The following is a 20,145-nucleotide window of genomic DNA, read 5'->3' on the forward strand; positions in this document are numbered from 1 at the left end:
TGTATCAGACAGTATACGCTGACCGTCTGATAACGTCAAGTTCCGGCTTGACATTTCGTCCACCTGCTCGTATGCTATAATCATAGAGTCTATGACAGGAGGTCTTGCAGATGGCATCTCCAAAAAAACGTGTCAATCCGCTTTTTGTTGCTTTAGCGGTCGTGCTGGTGGCCGTAGTGGTCGCTGTGGGCGTGGTCTTTTTCCAGCTGCACAGCAAAATCTCGGCTCTGCAAACCGGTGCATCCTTCACCTTCCGGTATGAGATAACGCCCAACAGCCCGGATAAGCCGCCGCTGCTGAACATCCTCGATCGGGTGAACGCTTCCAGCGGCAGTATCAGCGGCCAGTATGCGCCCGGAAAGCTGCAGCTCTCTTTCTACCAGCTCAACGAAGACGACTCCGTCAAGACGTCTCCCTTCACCCGGGTCTATATCGACTCGGAAGAGACGCTCTTCGACATCGGGCAGCTCTACACCGTTCTGCGTCAGGCTGTCACCGATAAACTCTCCATCGCAAGCGTTCTTCTGCCCGAGTGGAGCCTCGGAGACTACATCTCCCAGACGCAGGCTTCCGCCGTGCTGGGCGTCGAGACGAACAAGGTCGAGCTTCAGGAGCTTTCCGGCTTCACCCTCTCGCTCAAGGGGCTGAAAAAAGTCTCTCCTTCTGCCGCACGGGACGGCTACCGCTACTATCAGTTCCCCGCCGCAGCCGACGGCACGACCCTCGTGCTCGGCTTTTCGACGGACGCTCTCTTCTCGAAGACCACGCCCATCCATGTGTTGCTGACCATCCCGGACCACAACGTCCACATCCAGCTCACCGGCACGGTGACTTCTGCCAAGACGGTGCTCTCTCCCCCGGCTTCCCGGATGAGTGACGAGGACATCGTCACGCTGGCTCAGATACGCCAGAGCATCGAGTCTGTCTGGAAGATGATACAGTCCGCCACCCAGACCACAAACTGAATGATACCAAAAAAGCAGACGCTTTGTGCAGCGTCTGCTTTTTTGTTTGCGATTATTTACCGGTCGAGGATACGGCCATCCACCGAGAAGGTGACGACATTCCAGGGGATGAACTTGCCGCTGTTCTTGAGGGCAGTGACGGCGGCGTGTTCGAGACCTCCGCAGCAAGGCACCTCCATCCGCAGGACGGTAACGCTCTTGATGTCGTTATTGCGGATGATCTCGGTCAGCTTCTCGCTGTAGTCCACGGCATCCAGCTTGGGGCAGCCGATGAGGGTAACATGGCCGCGCATGAACTCCTGATGGATGTTCGCGTAGGCGTAGGCGGTGCAGTCGGCGGCGATAAGCAGCTTGGCACCGTCAAAATAGGGTGCATTCACCGGCACGAGCTTGATCTGGCAGGGCCACTGGGCCAGCTGCGAGGGCTGGGCGGCGGCAGGAGCTGCAGCCGGTGCGGCCTGCTGGCGGTCAAACTGGCGCATGGCGCTGCCCGGGCAGCCGTGGAAGACGGGCTTTTCGGCAGCGGCAGCAGCCTTTTTCTGTTTGTTTTCCAGCACAGCCTGCTCATCGTAGGCAGCGGCCTCCCGCTCCTCGAAGGTGATGGCACCGGTGGGGCAGCCGGGCAGGCAGTCGCCGAAGCCGTCGCAGTAGTCGTCGCGCATAAGCTTGGCCTTTCCGTTCACGAGGCCGATGGCACCCTCATGGCAGGCAGTGACACAGGCACCACAGCCATTGCATTTTTCTTCGTCTATATGAATGATTTTACGGATCATATCCACACTCTCCTTTTCTTGATGGGCCTATTATAACAGATGCTTCGTCCTATTTCTGTTGTCATGACCACAAAGAGAGAGGAAGTTTTTCTCAGTAATGCACGACATTGCCCGCATTGCGGATGCGTGCCAGCACCGGCTCTGCCTCCGGGCTGCGGAAATAGTCGAGGCTGGTCTTGGGCAGCAGCGTCTCGAGGGTATCCCAGTCGCCGCTCTGCAGGCACTGGCGGACGGTGGAAGCACTGATGGCCTTGCCGTTTGCTTCTTTGCGGGGTACAACGACACACTCGATACCCGCTTTGGGCAGCTGCTCGCACATAATCTGGTTGTAAAGCCCCGTCACCTGACTGGTAGGCTCCTCGCCCACATAGCGGGCAGTGATGTTCAGCGCCGCCGCGATTTTCGTAAAGACGGCGAGGTCCAGCCGGGCGTGGCCGTCGATGACAGCTGCCTCATCCTTCAGGAAGTAACTGGGGAAGGTGGCATTCGAGATGATGTAGGGGCCGCTGTCGTGGAGCACCACATTCGGCAGATGGGCCACGCCCGCCTCCACCAGCTTCCTGCGCACGGCAAAAGGCACGAGGCTGGCGTCCTCACTGACCACGAACAGGTGGAGCGTGTCGCAGGCGGCAGCGGCTTTTTCCACAAGATACTGATGACCGAGGGTAAAAGGGTTCGCGTTCATGACAAGGGCCGCACTTTTGCCCTCGGTCCTGGTCTTTTCCAGATCGCGCAGATAAGCCCCGAAGCCGTCGCGGCGGTTCTCCATGAAGACAAGGGTATCCTCCACCCGGGCGATCTCGTAGAAGCCGAGGTCGCCGAAAAACTTGGAGCTTTTTACCTTGGTGTAGAGAAACAGGTGCATATTCCCCCGCGCGCACTGCACCTCGATGAGATGGGTGATGATCTGGTTCAGCAGACCCTCGCCCTGATGGGCGCTGCTGACGGCGAAGCACCGCAGGGTGTTGCCGAAGCAGCTGCCGGTACCGATGACGTTGTATTCCTCGTCGAACATGGCGCAGATGTAGTCCAGATTGCCGTCGCGGCGGATGCCCTCCTGACCCAGCAGTGTGTCGATTTGGGCCAGAACGGTTTTATCGGTCGGATAGACCTGCGAAATGGTATATTCACTCATTGATATTCCCCTCAGTAGTAGCAAAATGGAGCAGCCAGGTCAGCGCCAGCAGGTCGGCACTGCCGCCGGGCGAGAGATTTTCCGCAATGAACCGGTCATCCAGCGCCGCGAGCGCATCTTTATCCGGGTAAGGTGTCTGGGCGAGAAGGGCTTTCAGCTCTTCGGTGAGGGCCAGCTGACGCTCCCGGCTCGAGCGGGCAATGATGTTGGTATCGGTGCTGTTGGCCAGGATGGCCAGCAGTGCGCCGCCGCTGGCGCGGTCGAAATCGTAACCCTTGGCAAGCCCGGCTTCCAGCACCGGCAGGCCGACATTCAGCACTGCGGGAAGTCCAGCTTCCACCTGCCCGCGCACACCGGTGATGCCGTACCGGATATAAAGCTTCTGGCCCACGGTAGCGGCGTTCTCGGCAGTGACGCCTGCAAAATCCTTCTCGGTCAGGCCCGCCGTCATTGCGGATACTTCCGCCAGAACGCGGGCTGCTTCGGCCCAGAGGGAGCGGTCGAGGCGTCCCAGCGCCGCGCAGACGATGCCCACCGAAAAGACCGCGCCCTTGTGGGTGTTGACGCCGCCGGTGGCGTCCAGCATCTCGCCCTCGGCCTCACAACCCAGAGGCCGCAGGGCCGCGAATGTCTCGGGCGCGGGCTGTTCCGCCGTCTCGCGGCCCGTCTGGGCGCAGGCTTCAAAATAGGGATAGAGCGCCGCGGCGCTGTCCATGAAGGTGAAGACGTCCATGTCTTTATGGCTTCCGCTGTTACGCCGGTCCACAAGGCCGGGCTTCGGGGTGGTGGTCACTTCGTAGAGCAGGGCGCGGACGGCCAGACGGGCCGCGTCGGCAATGTCCTGCGCGTCCCGGGCCTCGGTCAAGATCTCCGTCGTCTTTTCCTGCAGTTCGGCCACGGTATGGACGCGGCGGCTGCTGCACACCTTAGCAGGCCCGCCGCAGATGAGACAGCGGCGGCCTTCGAGGTTTAGCTCTTCTCTGTCCACTTTGAGGCCGTCCGGGCGGATGACATCCATGTCGAACAGCCGCCCCAGCGGGGTGGCGTCCTCGATGTCGGTGGTGAATTTCTTGATAGTCAGCGGGTCGGCGTCCAGCACATAGAACGCCTCACAACCGGTCACTTCCCGGACGGCGTCCTGATACAGCGGCGTCAGCTTTGCCCGCAGAAACTGCTGGCGCAGCAGCTGACGCCCCCGCGCAAAGCCCCGCCGGATGAGGGGCGAATCCTTTATCGGGCCGCAGATATTCATGGTAAAGCAGATGAGCGGCTTGTGATACTGGGCCAGCAGCTCCTGCTGATGCTGCACCCGGCGCTCCCGTGCATCCAGCATCTGGACCAGCGAAACAGTCGTTTCCATGTTTTTCTCCTCTCAGCGGTGCTTTTTGAGCATGTCCATAAAGAGCTGCACCTGCGGCAGGGCGGCTGCGTCTCTCTGGCAGAAAATATAGGTGCGCCGGACGAAGGGCTCGCCGTTCTCGAAGGTGCAGGGCTTGACATATCCCTTGAAGTTATTCAGCGCCACTTCCGGCATCAGCGCCCAGCCAAGGCCCCGCTCCACCATCTCGCGGCAGACCATGATGTTATCCACCACAAAATTACCCGCATCGTTGGTCACGCCGTTCTCGTAGCGCCAGCGGGCCATCTGGGCGCTGATGGTGGCGTCGCTGCTGTGGTCGATATAAAGGTAATCGGAGATGGGTCTGTCCTTGTTCTCCTCGCTGCAGATCAGGCAGATATTCTCCTGCGAGAGCAGGAACTGGGTACCGTCCCACGGATACTCGCCCCGCAGCACTGCCACGTCCAGCGAAGAGTCCAGCATCTGCTGGTAGATGTTCCGGCTGTGGCCGGTAGCGATGTCGAGGCGTACCTTCGGGTAGGCTTTGTGGTATTCCGTCAGCACCTCGGGCAGGCGGTAGTAGGAGAAGTTCACCGAGATACCTGCCCGCAGGGTGCCGCAGGCTTCGCCCCGAATGGAAGCCAGCTGGCGGCGCATCTTTTCCATCTCGCGGGCGGCTGCGGCGCTGTGGAGCAGCACCTGTTCACCTGCCGGCGTGAAGCGGATGCCCTGCCGCGAGCGCAGGACGATCTCCACCCCCAGCTCCTGTTCCAGTGCCTTGATGCGCTTGGACAGTGCCGACTGGGTCATGTACAGTTTGTCCGCTGCGTGGGTGATGTTGCGCGTCTCGTCCAGCGCGTGCAGCAGCTCGTAATCTTTTTCGTCCATCGTAGCTCTCCCCCTATTGCCCTTTATTTTTCTTATCATTCCTGTTTGCGCTTCATCGCGGCGCTTTTTTCTCTGATTCCATATCCGTTATTCATAATACAACAGATTTCAGCAAATGAAAAGGGGGATATTCGCCTTGATTTTTCCGAAAGTCCATTCCCAGATGGAATAACTCAGCACTTTTCTTGCGGTTTTCTTAACCCTGCCTTAATTCCATCTTAATGCGGTGTTGTTGTACACAACATCTTCATTTTTTCTCTGCTGATGGGCGGTCTTCCTCCCGCAGTACTGAAAACGCAGTTCTCTTTTCATTTTTGCCTGAAAAATCAGTAAAAGTCCAGTTTATTGGATATTATTTGTATTATTATAAAAACATGAAAATACTCGTTTCTTTCTTTTTTGGCACATTGCAGATTTTTCCGTCTGCTTTTTTATGCAAAGTCCCAGAATTTTTCGTCGAAAAGCGCGTTTTGTTGACAGACGCTTTTTGAAAAGCGTATCCTTATTGCAAACCAGAGTCAGGAGGTCATTTTATGGAGCACTCCACACGTCTTGCCCACATCAGCGAGGACGGCACCCGCACCCAGACCGTCTACGACCATCTCGCCGGCACTGCCAGACTGGCCGGTTCCTTCGCAGCCCCCTTCGGGGCGCAGAGCGAGGCCGAATTTGCCGCGTGGCTCCACGATGTCGGCAAATACAGCGACGCCTTCCAGCTGCGGCTCAAAGGCGGTCCCAAGGTGGACCACTCCACCGCCGGGGCGCAGGAGGCCTGGGTTCGCCACCATCCCCACGCCGCCTTTGCCGTGGCCGGACACCACAGCGGCCTGCCCGACGGCGGGAGCCCCGCCGATGACCCGGGCGACGCCACCCTGTTTGGCCGGAGCAAGAAGCCGGTAGCCCCCTACGACAGCTGGCAGGAAGTAACGCTCCCCGCCTCGACGCCGCCCGCGTGGGCCTGCGCCGACCCGCTGAGCCTCGCGTTCTTTACCCGGATGCTCTACTCCTGCCTCGTGGACGCCGACTTCATCGACACCGAGACCTTCATGGACGGCAAGGCCGCACCCCGGGGCAGCGGCACGGACATCGCCGCACTGCGGGACATCGTTTCCGCACAGGCGCAGCGTTATCTCAGGGCCGAATCGCCCTCGCCCGTCAGCGTCCAGCGCAACACCGTCCTCCGCGCCTGCCTCGAGAAAGGCGCGCACGGCCCGCAGGGGCTCTACACCCTCACCGTACCCACCGGCGGCGGCAAGACCTTTGCCTCCCTCGCCTTTGCGCTGGAGCACGCCGCCGCCCAGAAGATGAAGCGGGTCATCTACGTCATCCCTTATATGTCCATCATCGACCAGACCGCCGCCGTCTTCTCGGGCCTGCTGGGCGCAGAAAATGTTCTGGCCGACTTCTCCAACGCCGAGTACAAGACTGTTGAGCAGGACGACCTGACCCCCGCCCAGTACCGCCAGATGCTGGCCAGCGAAAACTGGGACGCCCCCGTCGTGGTGACGACGGCGGTGCAGTTCTTCGAGTCGCTCTACGCCAACCGCAGCAGCCGCTGCCGCAAGCTCCACAACATCGCCGACAGCGTCATCATCTTCGACGAGGCGCAGACCCTCCCGGGCGACTACCTTGCCCCCTGCGTCAGTGCCATCGCCCAGCTCATCCAGCATTACCACTCCACGGCCGTCCTCTGCACGGCCACCCAGCCTGCCCTTGAGCCGCTGTTCCGGCGCTTTGCGCCGGAGCTCCACCCGCAGGAGATCACGCCCGACGCGGCCCGCCTCTACGAAGTGCTCCGGCGCACCACACTGCAAGACCTCGGCACCCTGCCGCAGGAGGAGTTCGCCGCCCGGCTGGCAAATCACCCGCAGGTGCTCTGCGTGGTCAACCGCCGCAAGACGGCCCAGCAGCTCTACGCTGCTCTGCCCGCCGAGGGCAGCTACTGCCTGACCACCCTGCTCTGCGCCGCCGACCGCCGCCGTCAGCTGGACGACATCCGCCAGCGACTGAAAGAGGGTCTGCCCTGCCGGGTGGTGTCCACCTCTCTCATCGAGGCGGGCGTGGACGTGGATTTTCCCGTCGCTTACCGCGAGCAGTGCGGTCTTGACTCGCTCTTACAGACTGCCGGGCGCTGCAACCGCGAGGGGCGGCGGGGCGCAGAGGAAAGCATCGTCTACCGGTTTCGGCTGGACGAGTGTTCCACGCCCCAGATGCTCAGGCAGAACGTCAGCGCGCTGGACTACACCGCCCGGCATCAGGACACACTGGACACGCCCCGAGCCATTCAGCTCTACTTCAACGAGCTTTCCGACCTGCGCGGCCCCGACGCCGTGGACAAGCACGGCATTCTGGATGCCTTTCTCCGGGGCATCCGGGGCTGCCAGTTCCCCTTTGCACAGGTGGCGGAGGAATTCCGCCTCATCGAGAACGCTGCCCGCACGGTCTATCTGCCCGTCGGCGAGGGCGCAGCCCTCTGTGAGCAGCTGCGCAGCGGTCATGTTACCCGGACGCTGCTGCGGAATCTGGGCGTTTACAGCGTCTCCTGCTATAAGGACCAGTTCGACAAGCTTGACGCCGCCGGGGCGCTGGAACTGCGGCCCGATGGTTCCGCCATCCTCACCGACACCAGCTGCTACAGTGAAAAGACCGGCCTTGCCATGGATGTGGAGACGGGCATCGGCCTTTACTTCTAAAAAGAGAGAAGCGGCAAAGCATACACCGCTTTGCCGCTTCCCCTTGACATCTCCGACATCAATTAAATATTTCAATCCTCATCAGAGGCATCCAAACCTCCAACGACACCAACAGTATACGGAAAAACGAACTTTTTTTCAACATTTTCCAGATAATTCCTCATAACTCCTTGACAGCGCTTTCGAAAAAGAATATACTAAGCTCAGAAAGGATATAGAGACATATCCGATTATCAAATAAATGAAGTAAAATAGTGAAGAGGTGGTTGCAATGGCTAACATTCATCTTAGTCTGAAAATTCAACTTCACCTAGAAAGGAGGCGATGCTGATGTCCATGCTCATTGAGGTGTGGGGCGACTATGCCTGTTTCACTCGTCCGGAAATGAAGACCGAGCGTGTGAGCTACGACATGATCACTCCATCCGCTGCGCGGGGCCTTGTGGAGGCCATCTACTGGCACCCCGGGCTGCGTTATACGGTTGACCGCATCTATCTGCTCAAGCCCTTCGGCCTTGACCCCGAGGATGAAGCGTCCACCGAGGAATACACCCAGCGGCCCATCCGGTTCACCAACATCCGGCGCAACGAGGTCAAGTCCACCCTACTGTCCTCCGCCGCCCTCAGTGCGGCCAAAGGCGGCACGCCGCCGGTGCTCTACACCTCGGAGGACATCCAGCAGCGGGCCGCGATGGTCCTGCAGGACGTCCACTACGTCATCGAGTGTCACTTCGATTTGACGGACAAGGCCGCCCCCAGCGACAATCCCGGCAAGTTCCAGGACATCCTGCGCCGACGCCTGCGCAAAGGTCAGTGCTATCACCAACCCTGTTTCGGGTGCCGGGAGTTCCCGGCCAACTTCCGGGAGTGGCCGGGCGGCAGCATTCCGGCGCTGAAGGTCACGCAGGACCTCGGCTTCATGCTCCACAGCCTCGATTACTCTGATTCGGCCAACATCCGCAGCCAGTTCTTCCGCGCAAAGCTGGTGGACGGCGTGATGGAATGCCGAGACGTGGAGGTGTTTACATGATACTCCAAGCACTCACCGCCTATTATGAACAGCTCTTGAAGCAGGGCAAGGTGGAGGCCCCCGGCTGGGACAGTAAGTTCAAAGTCAGCTATGAACTGCGCCTCGGCCCCGACGGCCAGCTCCTCGCCCTCAACGACCTGCGGCAGGAAGTCCCCAAGGGCAAAAAGACCGTCATCGCCCCCCGGGAGCTCCCTGTCCCCCACCGGGTCAAGCGCGCCTCCGGCGTCGCCGCGAACTTTTTGTGCGACAATACGTCCTATCTGCTGGGCGCAGACGAAAAGGGCAAGCCCGAGCGCTCCCGCCAGTGCTTCGAGGCCTGTGCCGCCCTTCACCACAAGGTGCTCGACGGTGTGGACTCCCCTGCCGCCAAAGCCATCCTCGCCTTTTTTGACAGCTGGGAGCCGGATACAGCCCCCACCCACCCGCTGCTGGCAGAGCAGTGGGCCGACCTGAACAACAACGCGAACCTTGTGTTCGGCTACGAATCCCCCGACGGCGCCCACTGGCTGGCCACCACAGATGACGCCATCCGGGCCGCATGGCAGTCCGCCTTTGACACCTCCGATGCAGACGCCGAGACGGCCCGCTGCCTCATCACCGGCAAAGAAGCCGGCATCGCCCGCATCCACCCCGCCATCAAAGGTGTGATGGGCGCACAGGCCGCCGGTGCGGCGCTGGTCTCCTTCAACGCGCCCGCTTTCTGCTCCTATGGCCATGAGCAGGGTGCCAACGCCCCTGTCAGCGAGTACGCGGCCTTCGCCTACACCACGGCTCTCAATCTGCTGCTGGCTGACCGGAACTGCTGTCAGCGCATCGGCGACACCACCATCGTCTGCTGGGCCGAAAACGCCGCTCCCGTCTACTCAAATGCCATGCTGATGTTTTTCTGCGGCGGTGCCGAGGCGCGCGGCGTCTCGGAAAGCGACCTTGCCGCCGCACTGAAAGCCCTTTCTCAAGGACGTCCCGTCTCCTTCCTCGACGACAAGCTGGACCCGAGCCAGAACTTCTATGTGCTGGGCATCTCGCCCAACGCGGCCCGGCTCTCCGTCCGGTTCTTCCTGCACAGCAGTTTCGGACAGTTTGCCAAAAATCTGCAGGACCACGCCGACCGGCTCAGCATCACCCGCCCCGCCTTCGACAAGCGGGAAAACCTGTCGGTCTGGGCGCTGGCGCAGGAGACGGTCAACCAGAAATCCCGGGACAAAAATCCCTCGCCCCAGCTGGTGGGCGATCTGCTCCGGGCCATCCTCACCGGCGGGCCGTACCCCGCCACTCTGCTCAACGGCGTGACCCTCCGCATCCGGGCCGAACGGGAAGTCACCCGGGGCCGCGCCGCCATCCTGAAAGCCTACTATCTCCGCAACTACCCCACCGAGCTCAACAAGGAGGTATTTACCGTGAGCCTGAACGAAAGCAGCAATGTCCCCTATGTTCTGGGGCGTCTCTTCTCTGTGCTGGAGACGATCCAGAGCGTCGCCAATCCCGGCATCAACGCCACCATCAAAGACCGGTACTTCAACTCGGCCTGTGCCACCCCGGCAACGGCCTTCCCTACGCTGGTCAAGCTGGCTCAGAAGCATCTGCAGAAGATGAGCACCCCCAACGAGGTGCATTTCAGCAAACAGCTCACCGAGCTGATGGCCCAGCTGCCCGAGACAGGCTTCCCGGCGCGGCTCAGCCTGCCGGAGCAGGGTGCCTTTGAGATCGGCTACTACCACCAGACCCAGAAACGCTACGCCAAAAAGAATGAGGAGGAATAAACCATGTCTGAGCCCATCAAGAACCGCTATGATTTCGTTATCCTGTTCGACGTCGAGAACGGCAACCCCAACGGCGACCCCGATGCAGGCAATATGCCCCGTATCGACCCCGAGACGGGCTACGGTCTGGTGACCGACGTCTGCCTCAAGCGGAAGATCCGCAACTATGTCGAGACCCTGAAAGAGGACGAAAAAGGCTATCGTATCTACATCAAGGACGGCGTTCCCCTCAACCGCAGCGATGCCGAGGCCATCAGCACGCTGGGCATCGACCCCGACCTGAAAGCTGCCAAAAAGGCCGACCCCGACATCGATGCCAAGCTGCGGGACTATATGTGTGAGAACTACTTCGACATCCGCACCTTCGGTGCCGTCATGACCACCTTCGTCAAGGGTGCGCTGAACTGCGGTCAGGTGCGCGGCCCCGTCCAGCTGAGCTTTGCCCGGTCGGTAGACCCTATCGTCCCGCAGGAAGTCACCATCACCCGCGTGGCCATCACTACCGAGGCCGATGCCGAGAAGAAGGGTACTGAGATGGGCCGCAAGCACATCGTGCCTTACGCCCTCTACCGCGCCGAGGGCTATGTCTCGGCCAACCTCGCCCGGAAGACCACCGGCTTCTCCGAGGATGATTTGAAACTTCTGTGGACTGCCATTCTGAATATGTTCGAGAACGACCACAGCGCTGCCCGGGGCAAGATGGCCGTGCGGGAGCTCATCGTGTTCAAGCACGATTCTGAGCTGGGCAATGCCCCGGCCTATAAGCTCTTCGACTCCGTCGCCGTCCAGCGCAAGCCCGATGTGGACGCCGCCCGCAGCTACCGCGACTACACCGTCACGGTGGCAGACACTCTGCCGGAAGGAGTCACCTGCGAGAGGCTGTCCTGATGGGCGGCGCAGACGACTGGCTGCCCCTGTCGGGCATCCAGCACTTCTGCTTCTGCCGCCGCCAGTGGGCGCTCATCCATCTGGAACAGCAGTGGGCGGAGAACCGCCGCACCGTCGAAGGCCAGCTCGACCACGCCCGCTGCCATGACACAAACCAGACCGAACGGCGCGGCGGCCTGCTCATCACCCGAGGGATGCAGGTGGTCAGCCGTCGGCTTGGCCTGAGCGGAAACTGCGATGTCGTCGAGTTCCGGGCCGACCCGGAGGGCATCCCCCTGCAAAGCACGGAAGGGCTTTGGAAGCCCATGCCTGTCGAGTACAAGCATGGCCGCGCCAAGGCCAGCGACGCTGATCGGCTGCAGCTCTGCGCACAGGCCATGGCGCTGGAAGAGATGCTGGTGTGCAGCATCCCGGAGGGTGCGCTCTTCTACGAAGAGACGCGGCGGCGGGAGGTCGTGCCGCTGACCGAAGAACTGCGCCAGGCCACCCAGAAGATGGCCGATGAGATGCACGCCTATTTTGCCCGGGGCTATACCCCCAAGTCAAAGCCCGGCACTCACTGCAACGCCTGCTCCCTCAAAGAGCTCTGCCTCCCCGTGCTGTATCAGCGTGCCGACCCGAAAGCCTATCTCCGCGCCCATCTGGACGAGATGCAGGAGGCCGCGCCATGAGAAAGTTTTTGAACACGCTCTACGTCCTCAACAAGGACGCCTACCTTTCCCTCGAGGGGGAGAACATCGTCCTGCTCTGCAACAAGGCTGAAATTGGCCGGGTCCCGCTCCACACGCTGGAAGGCATCGTCTGCTTCAGCTATCCCGGCGCAAGCCCTGCCCTGATGGGTAAATGCACCAGCCTCGGGGTCGATTTGAGCTTTTTCAGCCCGCAGGGCCGCTTTCTGGCCCGGGCCGTAGGCGAAGAGCGGGGCAACGTCCTGCTGCGGCAGACCCAGTACCGCATCGCAGACAGCGAGGCAGAGAGCTGTCTCTATGCGCGCAATTTCATCCTGGGCAAAGTCTATAACGCCCGCTGGGTGCTGGAACGGGCCACCCGCGACCACCCCCAGCGGGTGCCGGTGGAACAGCTCAAGCGCACCAGCGCCCAGCTGGCGGCGGCGCTGCCCCTCATCGAACAGTGTGACGACCTCGACCAGCTTCGCGGTCTGGAGGGCGAGGCAGCACAGCGGTATTTCGACTGCTTTGATTCACTCATCCTGCAGCAGCACGATGATTTTGCCTTCACCGGTCGGAGCCGCCGCCCGCCACTGGACAATACCAATGCCCTGCTCTCTTTCGCTTATTCGCTTCTGGCCTCCGACTGCACGGCGGCTCTTCAGAGTGTGGGCCTCGACCCCTACGTCGGCTTTCTCCACCGCGCCCGGCCCGGGCGCAGGAGCCTCGCCCTCGACCTCATGGAAGAGCTGCGTGCAGTTTATGCCGACCGCTTCGTGCTCTCCTGCATCAACCAGAAAATCATGACGCCGAAGCATTTCCAGAAGCAGGAGAACGGGGCCGTCCTTCTCACCGATGAGGGCCGCCGCGCCTTTCTGGGCGGGTGGCAGACCCGCAAGCAGGAGACTATCACCCACCCGTTCCTGAACGAAAAGCTTCCGTGGGGCCTCGTGCCTTATGTGCAGGCTCTGCTTCTGGCCCGCACCCTGCGAGGCGATATGGAGCTTTACCCGCCATTTTTCTGGAAGTGAGGGATGTGTATGCTGGTCCTCATCACCTACGACGTCAACACCGAAACTCCTGCCGGGCGCAAACGTCTGCGCAAAGTCGCCAAGCGCTGTGTGGACCACGGCCAGCGGGTGCAGAACTCCGTGTTCGAGTGTCTGCTGGATGCCGCGCAGTATGCCGTTCTCAAGGCGGAGCTGATGTCTCTCATCGACCCTGCGCTGGACAGTCTGCGCTTCTACCAGCTGGGCAACAACTATAAGAACAAGGTGGAGCATATCGGCGTTCATCCGCCCTTCGAGCAGGACGGCCTGCTGTTGTTCTGAGTTTCCCGCCCCGGTGCGAAGGGCGAGTTCTCAGCATTTTTCCGGCACCTTCGCACCGGATTTTTGTGTCATTTTGCATGATTTGGATAGTTCTTTGACCCGTTGTAAATCAAGGCTCTTCTAAATTCGTGCAGAATGTTGTATAATTTGTTTGAAAATAGAGATTTTGTCTCTGTTTTTGCTGTCGCCCTCCTCGCGGAGGGCGTGGATAGAAATTGCAAAACGCATACACAGGTGGCAGACCGCTGCCGGGTCGCCCTCCTCGCGGAGGGCGTGGATAGAAATATCGTCAATTTGACGTCTTGCCGCCTTTTAAAGGTCGCCCTCCTCGCGGAGGGCGTGGATAGAAATCCGGCTATACGAACTACATCGACATTGCAATCAGCGTCGCCCTCCTCGCGGAGGGCGTGGATAGAAATGCAAGCGTCAACTTGCAGGCCCAAATCTTTTATGGTCGCCCTCCTCGCGGAGGGCGTGGATAGAAATAAGCCATTTTTCCACCCCCCGAAACGCCGGAAAAGGTCGCCCTCCTCGCGGAGGGCGTGGATAGAAATATTCTGGCGTTTGAGGTCATCCGCACCAACTACAACGTCGCCCTCCTCGCGGAGGGCGTGGATAGAAATGAGACCCTGCTGGTAGGTATGGTCATGCCGGATGCGTCGCCCTCCTCGCGGAGGGCGTGGATAGAAATAAAAAGGCAAGCAGCGTGGCCCCAGCACCGCAGGGTCGCCCTCCTCGCGGAGGGCGTGGATAGAAATACCAACGAGGGAGGCTACTGGATGGACTCCAAAGGTCGCCCTCCTCGCGGAGGGCGTGGATAGAAATATCCTTGCAGCCAGCTTTGCCGCCCCGCTCCTGCGGTCGCCCTCCTCGCGGAGGGCGTGGATAGAAATAACGTCGATGTGACCTACTACATCAACCGCAGCGGTCGCCCTCCTCGCGGAGGGCGTGGATAGAAATGTAAGCTGCGAGGTGCGCAGGCTGAGGACGTCGGAGTCGCCCTCCTCGCGGAGGGCGTGGATAGAAATCGCGTTACTTCGGTGGCCCGCAGCCAGCCTTTAACGGTCGCCCTCCTCGCGGAGGGCGTGGATAGAAATTGGATGCCCTGCACAAGGAGACGGACGAACTCAAGTCGCCCTCCTCGCGGAGGGCGTGGATAGAAATCTGCTTTCCAGCGGCGAAATCGCGCGTGGAAAGGTGTCGCCCTCCTCGCGGAGGGCGTGGATAGAAATTGGTAGGCTGCCGTAAGGTGAATGACCTCACTGTGTCGCCCTCCTCGCGGAGGGCGTGGATAGAAATTGCGCCGCTGCTGGCTCATCGCTGACGCGGTGTCGTCGCCCTCCTCGCGGAGGGCGTGGATAGAAATCTTTGCCTTGCGGAGCTCCTCAAGAAACTCAGGGAGTCGCCCTCCTCGCGGAGGGCGTGGATAGAAATTGAATCAGCCTTGCCATAATAGCGGCCCTGTACGTGTCGCCCTCCTCGCGGAGGGCGTGGATAGAAATAAACTCATCTTCGGCAGCAGCAACGGACGCGGCAGTCGCCCTCCTCGCGGAGGGCGTGGATAGAAATTTCCCGCAAGTGAATGGAGGTCGTAAACAATGAGGTCGCCCTCCTCGCGGAGGGCGTGGATAGAAATCGTCCGGTCACGAGTATTATCACTACTCTGTGGGTCGCCCTCCTCGCGGAGGGCGTGGATAGAAATTGGGCAGACAACCATGTTTTGATGATGATGGGAACTGGTCGCCCTCCTCGCGGAGGGCGTGGATAGAAATGGCGCAAAGAAGTAATAGATGTCCATGTAACAGGTCGCCCTCCTCGCGGAGGGCGTGGATAGAAATCGAAATCCAGAGAACTCTCGCAGTAGACAACGAAGTCGCCCTCCTCGCGGAGGGCGTGGATAGAAATATGATGTGCTGGATGATGTAGGGCTTGCCGATAGTCGCCCTCCTCGCGGAGGGCGTGGATAGAAATTGATGCCTCCTATGTTATGTAATGTAAAATTTAAGTCGCCCTCCTCGCGGAGGGCGTGGATAGAAATGCGTCCTATGCGGTGGAATATGACTGGTACATCAAGGTCGCCCTCCTCGCGGAGGGCGTGGATAGAAATTCCATGAGCAGGTGGAGAAGCGCATTCTCACGGTCGTCGCCCTCCTCGCGGAGGGCGTGGATAGAAATAAGAAGATCGAGGTGACGGAAACCGCCACCGCAGGTCGCCCTCCTCGCGGAGGGCGTGGATAGAAATGGTCGAAAGGGTTGATTTTTAGTCTACAACCTAGTCGCCCTCCTCGCGGAGGGCGTGGATAGAAATATGATTTTCCGCTTTTGTGATTTTTGCTCAATTTGTCGCCCTCCTCGCGGAGGGCGTGGATAGAAATAAGTTGTTCCTTGGCTGTCTCGGAAACGGCGTAACGTCGCCCTCCTCGCGGAGGGCGTGGATAGAAATAAGATGGTGTCTATGCCACTTACAGCTCGCATAAGTCGCCCTCCTCGCGGAGGGCGTGGATAGAAATCGTGACTACATACTGCGTTGCATTTAGACCAAGCTGTCGCCCTCCTCGCGGAGGGCGTGGATAGAAATTCAAGGAGGGACTGCACCCAAATGACGCGGCAGCGTCGCCCTCCTCGCGGAGGGCGTGGATAGAAATACCTATGGCTACTCCATGTGACCAAGCATTGCAAAGTCGCCCTCCTCGCGGAGGGCGTGGATAGAAATGTGTACCCGGTAGCAAAGGCCACCAGGCCGTTGGGGTCGCCCTCCTCGCGGAGGGCGTGGATAGAAATCTCAGCGGCACTCATCTCCCCATACAACCCGGTGGTCGCCCTCCTCGCGGAGGGCGTGGATAGAAATAGATACCAGGTGATGTGCTCAGAGGCGTCAAAGCTCGTCGCCCTCCTCGCGGAGGGCGTGGATAGAAATTCCCCGGCGGGCTGCTGCACCAGCCGGGGAAGGTCGTCGCCCTCCTCGCGGAGGGCGTGGATAGAAATATGTCGGCCATTGCCCGTTGATAACTTGTGTTGGTCGCCCTCCTCGCGGAGGGCGTGGATAGAAATATGATCGACCCGTCGGGGGTCGTCCATGTTACGGCGGTCGCCCTCCTCGCGGAGGGCGTGGATAGAAATCAGCCACCGCCCGCCCCGGACGATACCCCGGAAGAGTCGCCCTCCTCGCGGAGGGCGTGGATAGAAATTACTTGTCTTTCTTTCATTCCTGCCCATCCTCCGGTCGCCCTCCTCGCGGAGGGCGTGGATAGAAATATCTCCGGGTCGTGAGTGATAGCCATAATCTTGAGGTCGCCCTCCTCGCGGAGGGCGTGGATAGAAATGTGATGGACCGATGCTCTTTTGTTGCTAGAACACGTCGCCCTCCTCGCGGAGGGCGTGGATAGAAATAATTTCACGGATTATACCACTATATATTGTGGTCGTCGCCCTCCTCGCGGAGGGCGTGGATAGAAATACTGGCGTATCAGCATAGCCGCGGCTGCGGTCAGGTCGCCCTCCTCGCGGAGGGCGTGGATAGAAATGGTTCCCTGGTGGAGCTCTACATGGCGGATGCAAAGTCGCCCTCCTCGCGGAGGGCGTGGATAGAAATCATGACGGGAGAGCGGGAGGCAGGCACCACTCCGGTCGCCCTCCTCGCGGAGGGCGTGGATAGAAATTACAATCTGTACTCTGTCTTTCTTGGTCATGGTGTCGCCCTCCTCGCGGAGGGCGTGGATAGAAATCAAGCTGTCTGTTATCCTCTATGGTGAGCCTGGTGTCGCCCTCCTCGCGGAGGGCGTGGATAGAAATATGTGATCCGCTTTCATGCGCTCGTTCCAGAACGAAGTCGCCCTCCTCGCGGAGGGCGTGGATAGAAATGCAATGCTCTGGCCGGCATCAAGGCCATCGGCCAGTCGCCCTCCTCGCGGAGGGCGTGGATAGAAATTTATTCTGAGAGCAAAGCGGGGTACAGGGGCAAGGCGTCGCCCTCCTCGCGGAGGGCGTGGATAGAAATTGTCCGGCACGGCAATCATCTGCCCTGTTGTGGTAGTCGCCCTCCTCGCGGAGGGCGTGGATAGAAATCTCAGAGAGACACCAAAAAGAGATAAAACATCCAGTCGCCCTCCTCGCGGAGGGCGTGGATAGAAATAAGCTGGTCGCAAGGCTCAAGCGACAGCGCAAGTGGTCGCCCTCCTCGCGGAGGGCGTGGATAGAAATCGGTATCGCTGCACGTTTGCCGCTGGTAAGCTGTAGTCGCCCTCCTCGCGGAGGGCGTGGATAGAAATGTAAAGGTTAGGCACATTATTGCGCGCGTGCGCGCGTCGCCCTCCTCGCGGAGGGCGTGGATAGAAATCGCTGAGTTGTAGCTCATGGCTGCTTGCTGCTCGAGTCGCCCTCCTCGCGGAGGGCGTGGATAGAAATCGCCAGCGTCTGCGGTGCCTCGGTAAAGTCTTGGGTCGCCCTCCTCGCGGAGGGCGTGGATAGAAATAAGATGGTCGCCCACATCTCCAACGAGGGGAAAAGTCGCCCTCCTCGCGGAGGGCGTGGATAGAAATACGTCCTTCCAGACGGTTTGCCGCCGCCTATGTTGTCGCCCTCCTCGCGGAGGGCGTGGATAGAAATGATGGAGATCGTGGAGAAGCTGCTCAAATCCAGGTGTCGCCCTCCTCGCGGAGGGCGTGGATAGAAATCCAGAGCGTGCGAGACCTCATCATCCGGCAGATGGTCGCCCTCCTCGCGGAGGGCGTGGATAGAAATTTGAACCGCCGGTAGTTTTTCAGCAGCATCTTCGGTCGCCCTCCTCGCGGAGGGCGTGGATAGAAATGCAGAACCTACACCATCATCCGAGGCCGCATTTTGTCGCCCTCCTCGCGGAGGGCGTGGATAGAAATCGTTGGGGCCAAGCATAGACTCAAGCGCATTGACAGTCGCCCTCCTCGCGGAGGGCGTGGATAGAAATCGGCTCTCAGATTGGAGATAATACGATGGTGATAGTCGCCCTCCTCGCGGAGGGCGTGGATAGAAATCGAATGGGAAGTACCGCGATAGATTAAATGGCCGGTCGCCCTCCTCGCGGAGGGCGTGGATAGAAATTGCTCAATCATGGTCTTCGCTCCTCTCATACGGAGTCGCCCTCCTCGCGGAGGGCGTGGATAGAAATCGAGCAGGGCGTTCTGGACGGTGTTGCTGCTCCGGGTCGCCCTCCTCGCGGAGGGCGTGGATAGAAATATGTACCCTTGGCTGCGCTGATGGTTGTACCAGCGTCGCCCTCCTCGCGGAGGGCGTGGATAGAAATATGTACCCGTTAGCAAAGGCCACCAGGCCGTTGGGTCGCCCTCCTCGCGGAGGGCGTGGATAGAAATCAGTCCGTTGGCGATAGCTTCCGCCAGAATGGCGTCGCCCTCCTCGCGGAGGGCGTGGATAGAAATTGGCCCGGGCGCAGCTGCTTTGACCTCTTAAAAAGTCGCCCTCCTCGCGGAGGGCGTGGATAGAAATACGGGGCATACCCGCGAAATAGGTATCAGTCCGGTCGCCCTCCTCGCGGAGGGCGTGGATAGAAATTGCCTCTGCGGCAGATGCTCGCGCAAGCTGCGCAGGTCGCCCTCCTCGCGGAGGGCGTGGATAGAAATTTGGCAGGAGAGTACGGAGACAACACGGCACGACCGTCGCCCTCCTCGCGGAGGGCGTGGATAGAAATTTGGACGCTCTGAGGCGCCTTTCCAGATGTTTATGTCGCCCTCCTCGCGGAGGGCGTGGATAGAAATGTTCAGGCCCCAACCTGCTATCGTTGGTATCAGGTCGCCCTCCTCGCGGAGGGCGTGGATAGAAATTGCCCATGCTTCTTGGTAGCCGAATGCCTGTTCGTGTCGCCCTCCTCGCGGAGGGCGTGGATAGAAATTTTCGACTCCACATTTTTTCGAGGCCCTGTTGGTGTCGCCCTCCTCGCGGAGGGCGTGGATAGAAATTTTGTCTCCTCGTAATCTTCCAGCACGACGGCAGCGTCGCCCTCCTCGCGGAGGGCGTGGATAGAAATATCTTCATCCCGGCCAGCCTCATACAAACAGGTACGTCGCCCTCCTCGCGGAGGGCGTGGATAGAAATACTTCGGCAAGGATGTCCTCGCCGTCCACATAGGTCGCCCTCCTCGCGGAGGGCGTGGATAGAAATGCTGTGCCTGTCCTTTGGGGCGGCTATTGCGCATGTCGCCCTCCTCGCGGAGGGCGTGGATAGAAATAAGCCGGACTTGGTCGCGGGCCTCGCTCAGACTCAGGTCGCCCTCCTCGCGGAGGGCGTGGATAGAAATTGTACGGTGGTCGTGGTCAGGGGGAAGGTCTGCGTCGCCCTCCTCGCGGAGGGCGTGGATAGAAATCCGCAACAGATAATCCGGGTCATTGTGGGAGACGGTCGCCCTCCTCGCGGAGGGCGTGGATAGAAATGACGAAAAAACAGGAGACTTCACAGAGGCAAAGGAGTCGCCCTCCTCGCGGAGGGCGTGGATAGAAATAGAGAACCAAAGAAACCGACGAAGACTGGGAAGGTCGCCCTCCTCGCGGAGGGCGTGGATAGAAATCCTGCTGGAAACAGGTCTGCCAAGCAGCCAGCCGGTCGCCCTCCTCGCGGAGGGCGTGGATAGAAATCTGATTTTGTAAACTCATAAGTTGTGTTGGTTTGAGTCGCCCTCCTCGCGGAGGGC

At 60.1% G+C, this 20,145-nt stretch carries 12 protein-coding genes and 1 CRISPR repeat array (1 of these 13 only partly in view); of the genes, 8 read left to right on the top strand and 4 right to left on the bottom strand.

The features are described from left to right. Positions 1 to 110: 110 nt before the first annotated feature. The gene (locus J3349_RS12320) at positions 111 to 965 is read left to right on the top strand and encodes a hypothetical protein (RefSeq protein ID WP_207677617.1); all 855 of its coding nucleotides are present in this window, start codon (positions 111 to 113) and stop codon (positions 963 to 965) included. Positions 966 to 1,021: 56 nt separating this feature from the next. Here the strand turns inward: J3349_RS12320 and J3349_RS12325 are convergent, their stop codons facing one another. The 4 genes from J3349_RS12325 to J3349_RS12340 form a co-directional block, all read right to left on the bottom strand. Then, on the bottom strand, positions 1,022 to 1,738 hold the full coding sequence (locus J3349_RS12325; protein ID WP_158403557.1) for a 4Fe-4S dicluster domain-containing protein: 717 nt from the start codon (positions 1,736 to 1,738) through the stop codon (positions 1,022 to 1,024). Positions 1,739 to 1,829: 91 nt separating this feature from the next. Continuing rightward, positions 1,830 to 2,873 carry a [citrate (pro-3S)-lyase] ligase gene (gene citC, locus J3349_RS12330; protein WP_158394873.1) on the bottom strand — a complete coding sequence of 348 codons (1,044 nt, stop codon included), beginning with the start codon at positions 2,871 to 2,873 and terminating at the stop codon, positions 1,830 to 1,832. Next, positions 2,866 to 4,233: a triphosphoribosyl-dephospho-CoA synthase CitG gene (gene citG, locus J3349_RS12335; protein ID WP_207677618.1), complete on the bottom strand. Its 1,368-nt coding sequence runs from the start codon at positions 4,231 to 4,233 to the stop codon at positions 2,866 to 2,868. The genes citC and citG overlap by 8 nt, the downstream gene beginning before the upstream one ends. Before the next feature lie 12 nt (positions 4,234 to 4,245). Then, positions 4,246 to 5,100 (bottom strand): LysR family transcriptional regulator, encoded by an 855-nt coding sequence (locus J3349_RS12340; RefSeq protein ID WP_207677619.1) that lies wholly within the window; start codon positions 5,098 to 5,100, stop codon positions 4,246 to 4,248. Positions 5,101 to 5,633: 533 nt separating this feature from the next. Here J3349_RS12340 and cas3 point away from each other — a divergent pair. From cas3 to cas2, 7 genes are all read left to right on the top strand, one after another. Continuing rightward, positions 5,634 to 7,793 (top strand): CRISPR-associated helicase Cas3', encoded by a 2,160-nt coding sequence (gene cas3 / locus J3349_RS12345; protein ID WP_207677620.1) that lies wholly within the window; start codon positions 5,634 to 5,636, stop codon positions 7,791 to 7,793. 330 nt (positions 7,794 to 8,123) lie between these two features. Next, positions 8,124 to 8,822 carry a type I-C CRISPR-associated protein Cas5c gene (cas5c, locus tag J3349_RS12350; protein WP_158394876.1) on the top strand — a complete coding sequence of 233 codons (699 nt, stop codon included), beginning with the start codon at positions 8,124 to 8,126 and terminating at the stop codon, positions 8,820 to 8,822. Then, positions 8,819 to 10,582 carry a type I-C CRISPR-associated protein Cas8c/Csd1 gene (cas8c, locus tag J3349_RS12355; RefSeq protein ID WP_207677621.1) on the top strand — a complete coding sequence of 588 codons (1,764 nt, stop codon included), beginning with the start codon at positions 8,819 to 8,821 and terminating at the stop codon, positions 10,580 to 10,582. The genes cas5c and cas8c overlap by 4 nt, the downstream gene beginning before the upstream one ends. A 3-nt stretch (positions 10,583 to 10,585) precedes the next feature. Next, on the top strand, positions 10,586 to 11,470 hold the full coding sequence (cas7c, locus tag J3349_RS12360) for a type I-C CRISPR-associated protein Cas7/Csd2 (RefSeq protein ID WP_207677622.1): 885 nt from the start codon (positions 10,586 to 10,588) through the stop codon (positions 11,468 to 11,470). Beyond that, on the top strand, positions 11,470 to 12,141 hold the full coding sequence (gene cas4, locus J3349_RS12365; RefSeq protein WP_207677623.1) for a CRISPR-associated protein Cas4: 672 nt from the start codon (positions 11,470 to 11,472) through the stop codon (positions 12,139 to 12,141). Before cas7c ends, cas4 begins: the two co-directional genes overlap by 1 nt. Continuing rightward, positions 12,138 to 13,169 carry a type I-C CRISPR-associated endonuclease Cas1c gene (gene cas1c, locus J3349_RS12370; protein WP_207677624.1) on the top strand — a complete coding sequence of 344 codons (1,032 nt, stop codon included), beginning with the start codon at positions 12,138 to 12,140 and terminating at the stop codon, positions 13,167 to 13,169. The genes cas4 and cas1c overlap by 4 nt, the downstream gene beginning before the upstream one ends. 9 nt (positions 13,170 to 13,178) lie before the next feature. Beyond that, on the top strand, positions 13,179 to 13,469 hold the full coding sequence (gene cas2 / locus J3349_RS12375) for a CRISPR-associated endonuclease Cas2 (RefSeq protein WP_207677634.1): 291 nt from the start codon (positions 13,179 to 13,181) through the stop codon (positions 13,467 to 13,469). 183 nt (positions 13,470 to 13,652) lie between these two features. Beyond that, a CRISPR array of direct repeats spans positions 13,653 to 20,145; the repeat unit is 33 nt; unit sequence GTCGCCCTCCTCGCGGAGGGCGTGGATAGAAAT (it continues 350 nt past the right edge of the window).

Source organism: Faecalibacterium sp. Marseille-P9590 (assembly GCF_017377665.1).
Classification (GTDB): domain Bacteria; phylum Bacillota; class Clostridia; order Oscillospirales; family Ruminococcaceae; genus Faecalibacterium.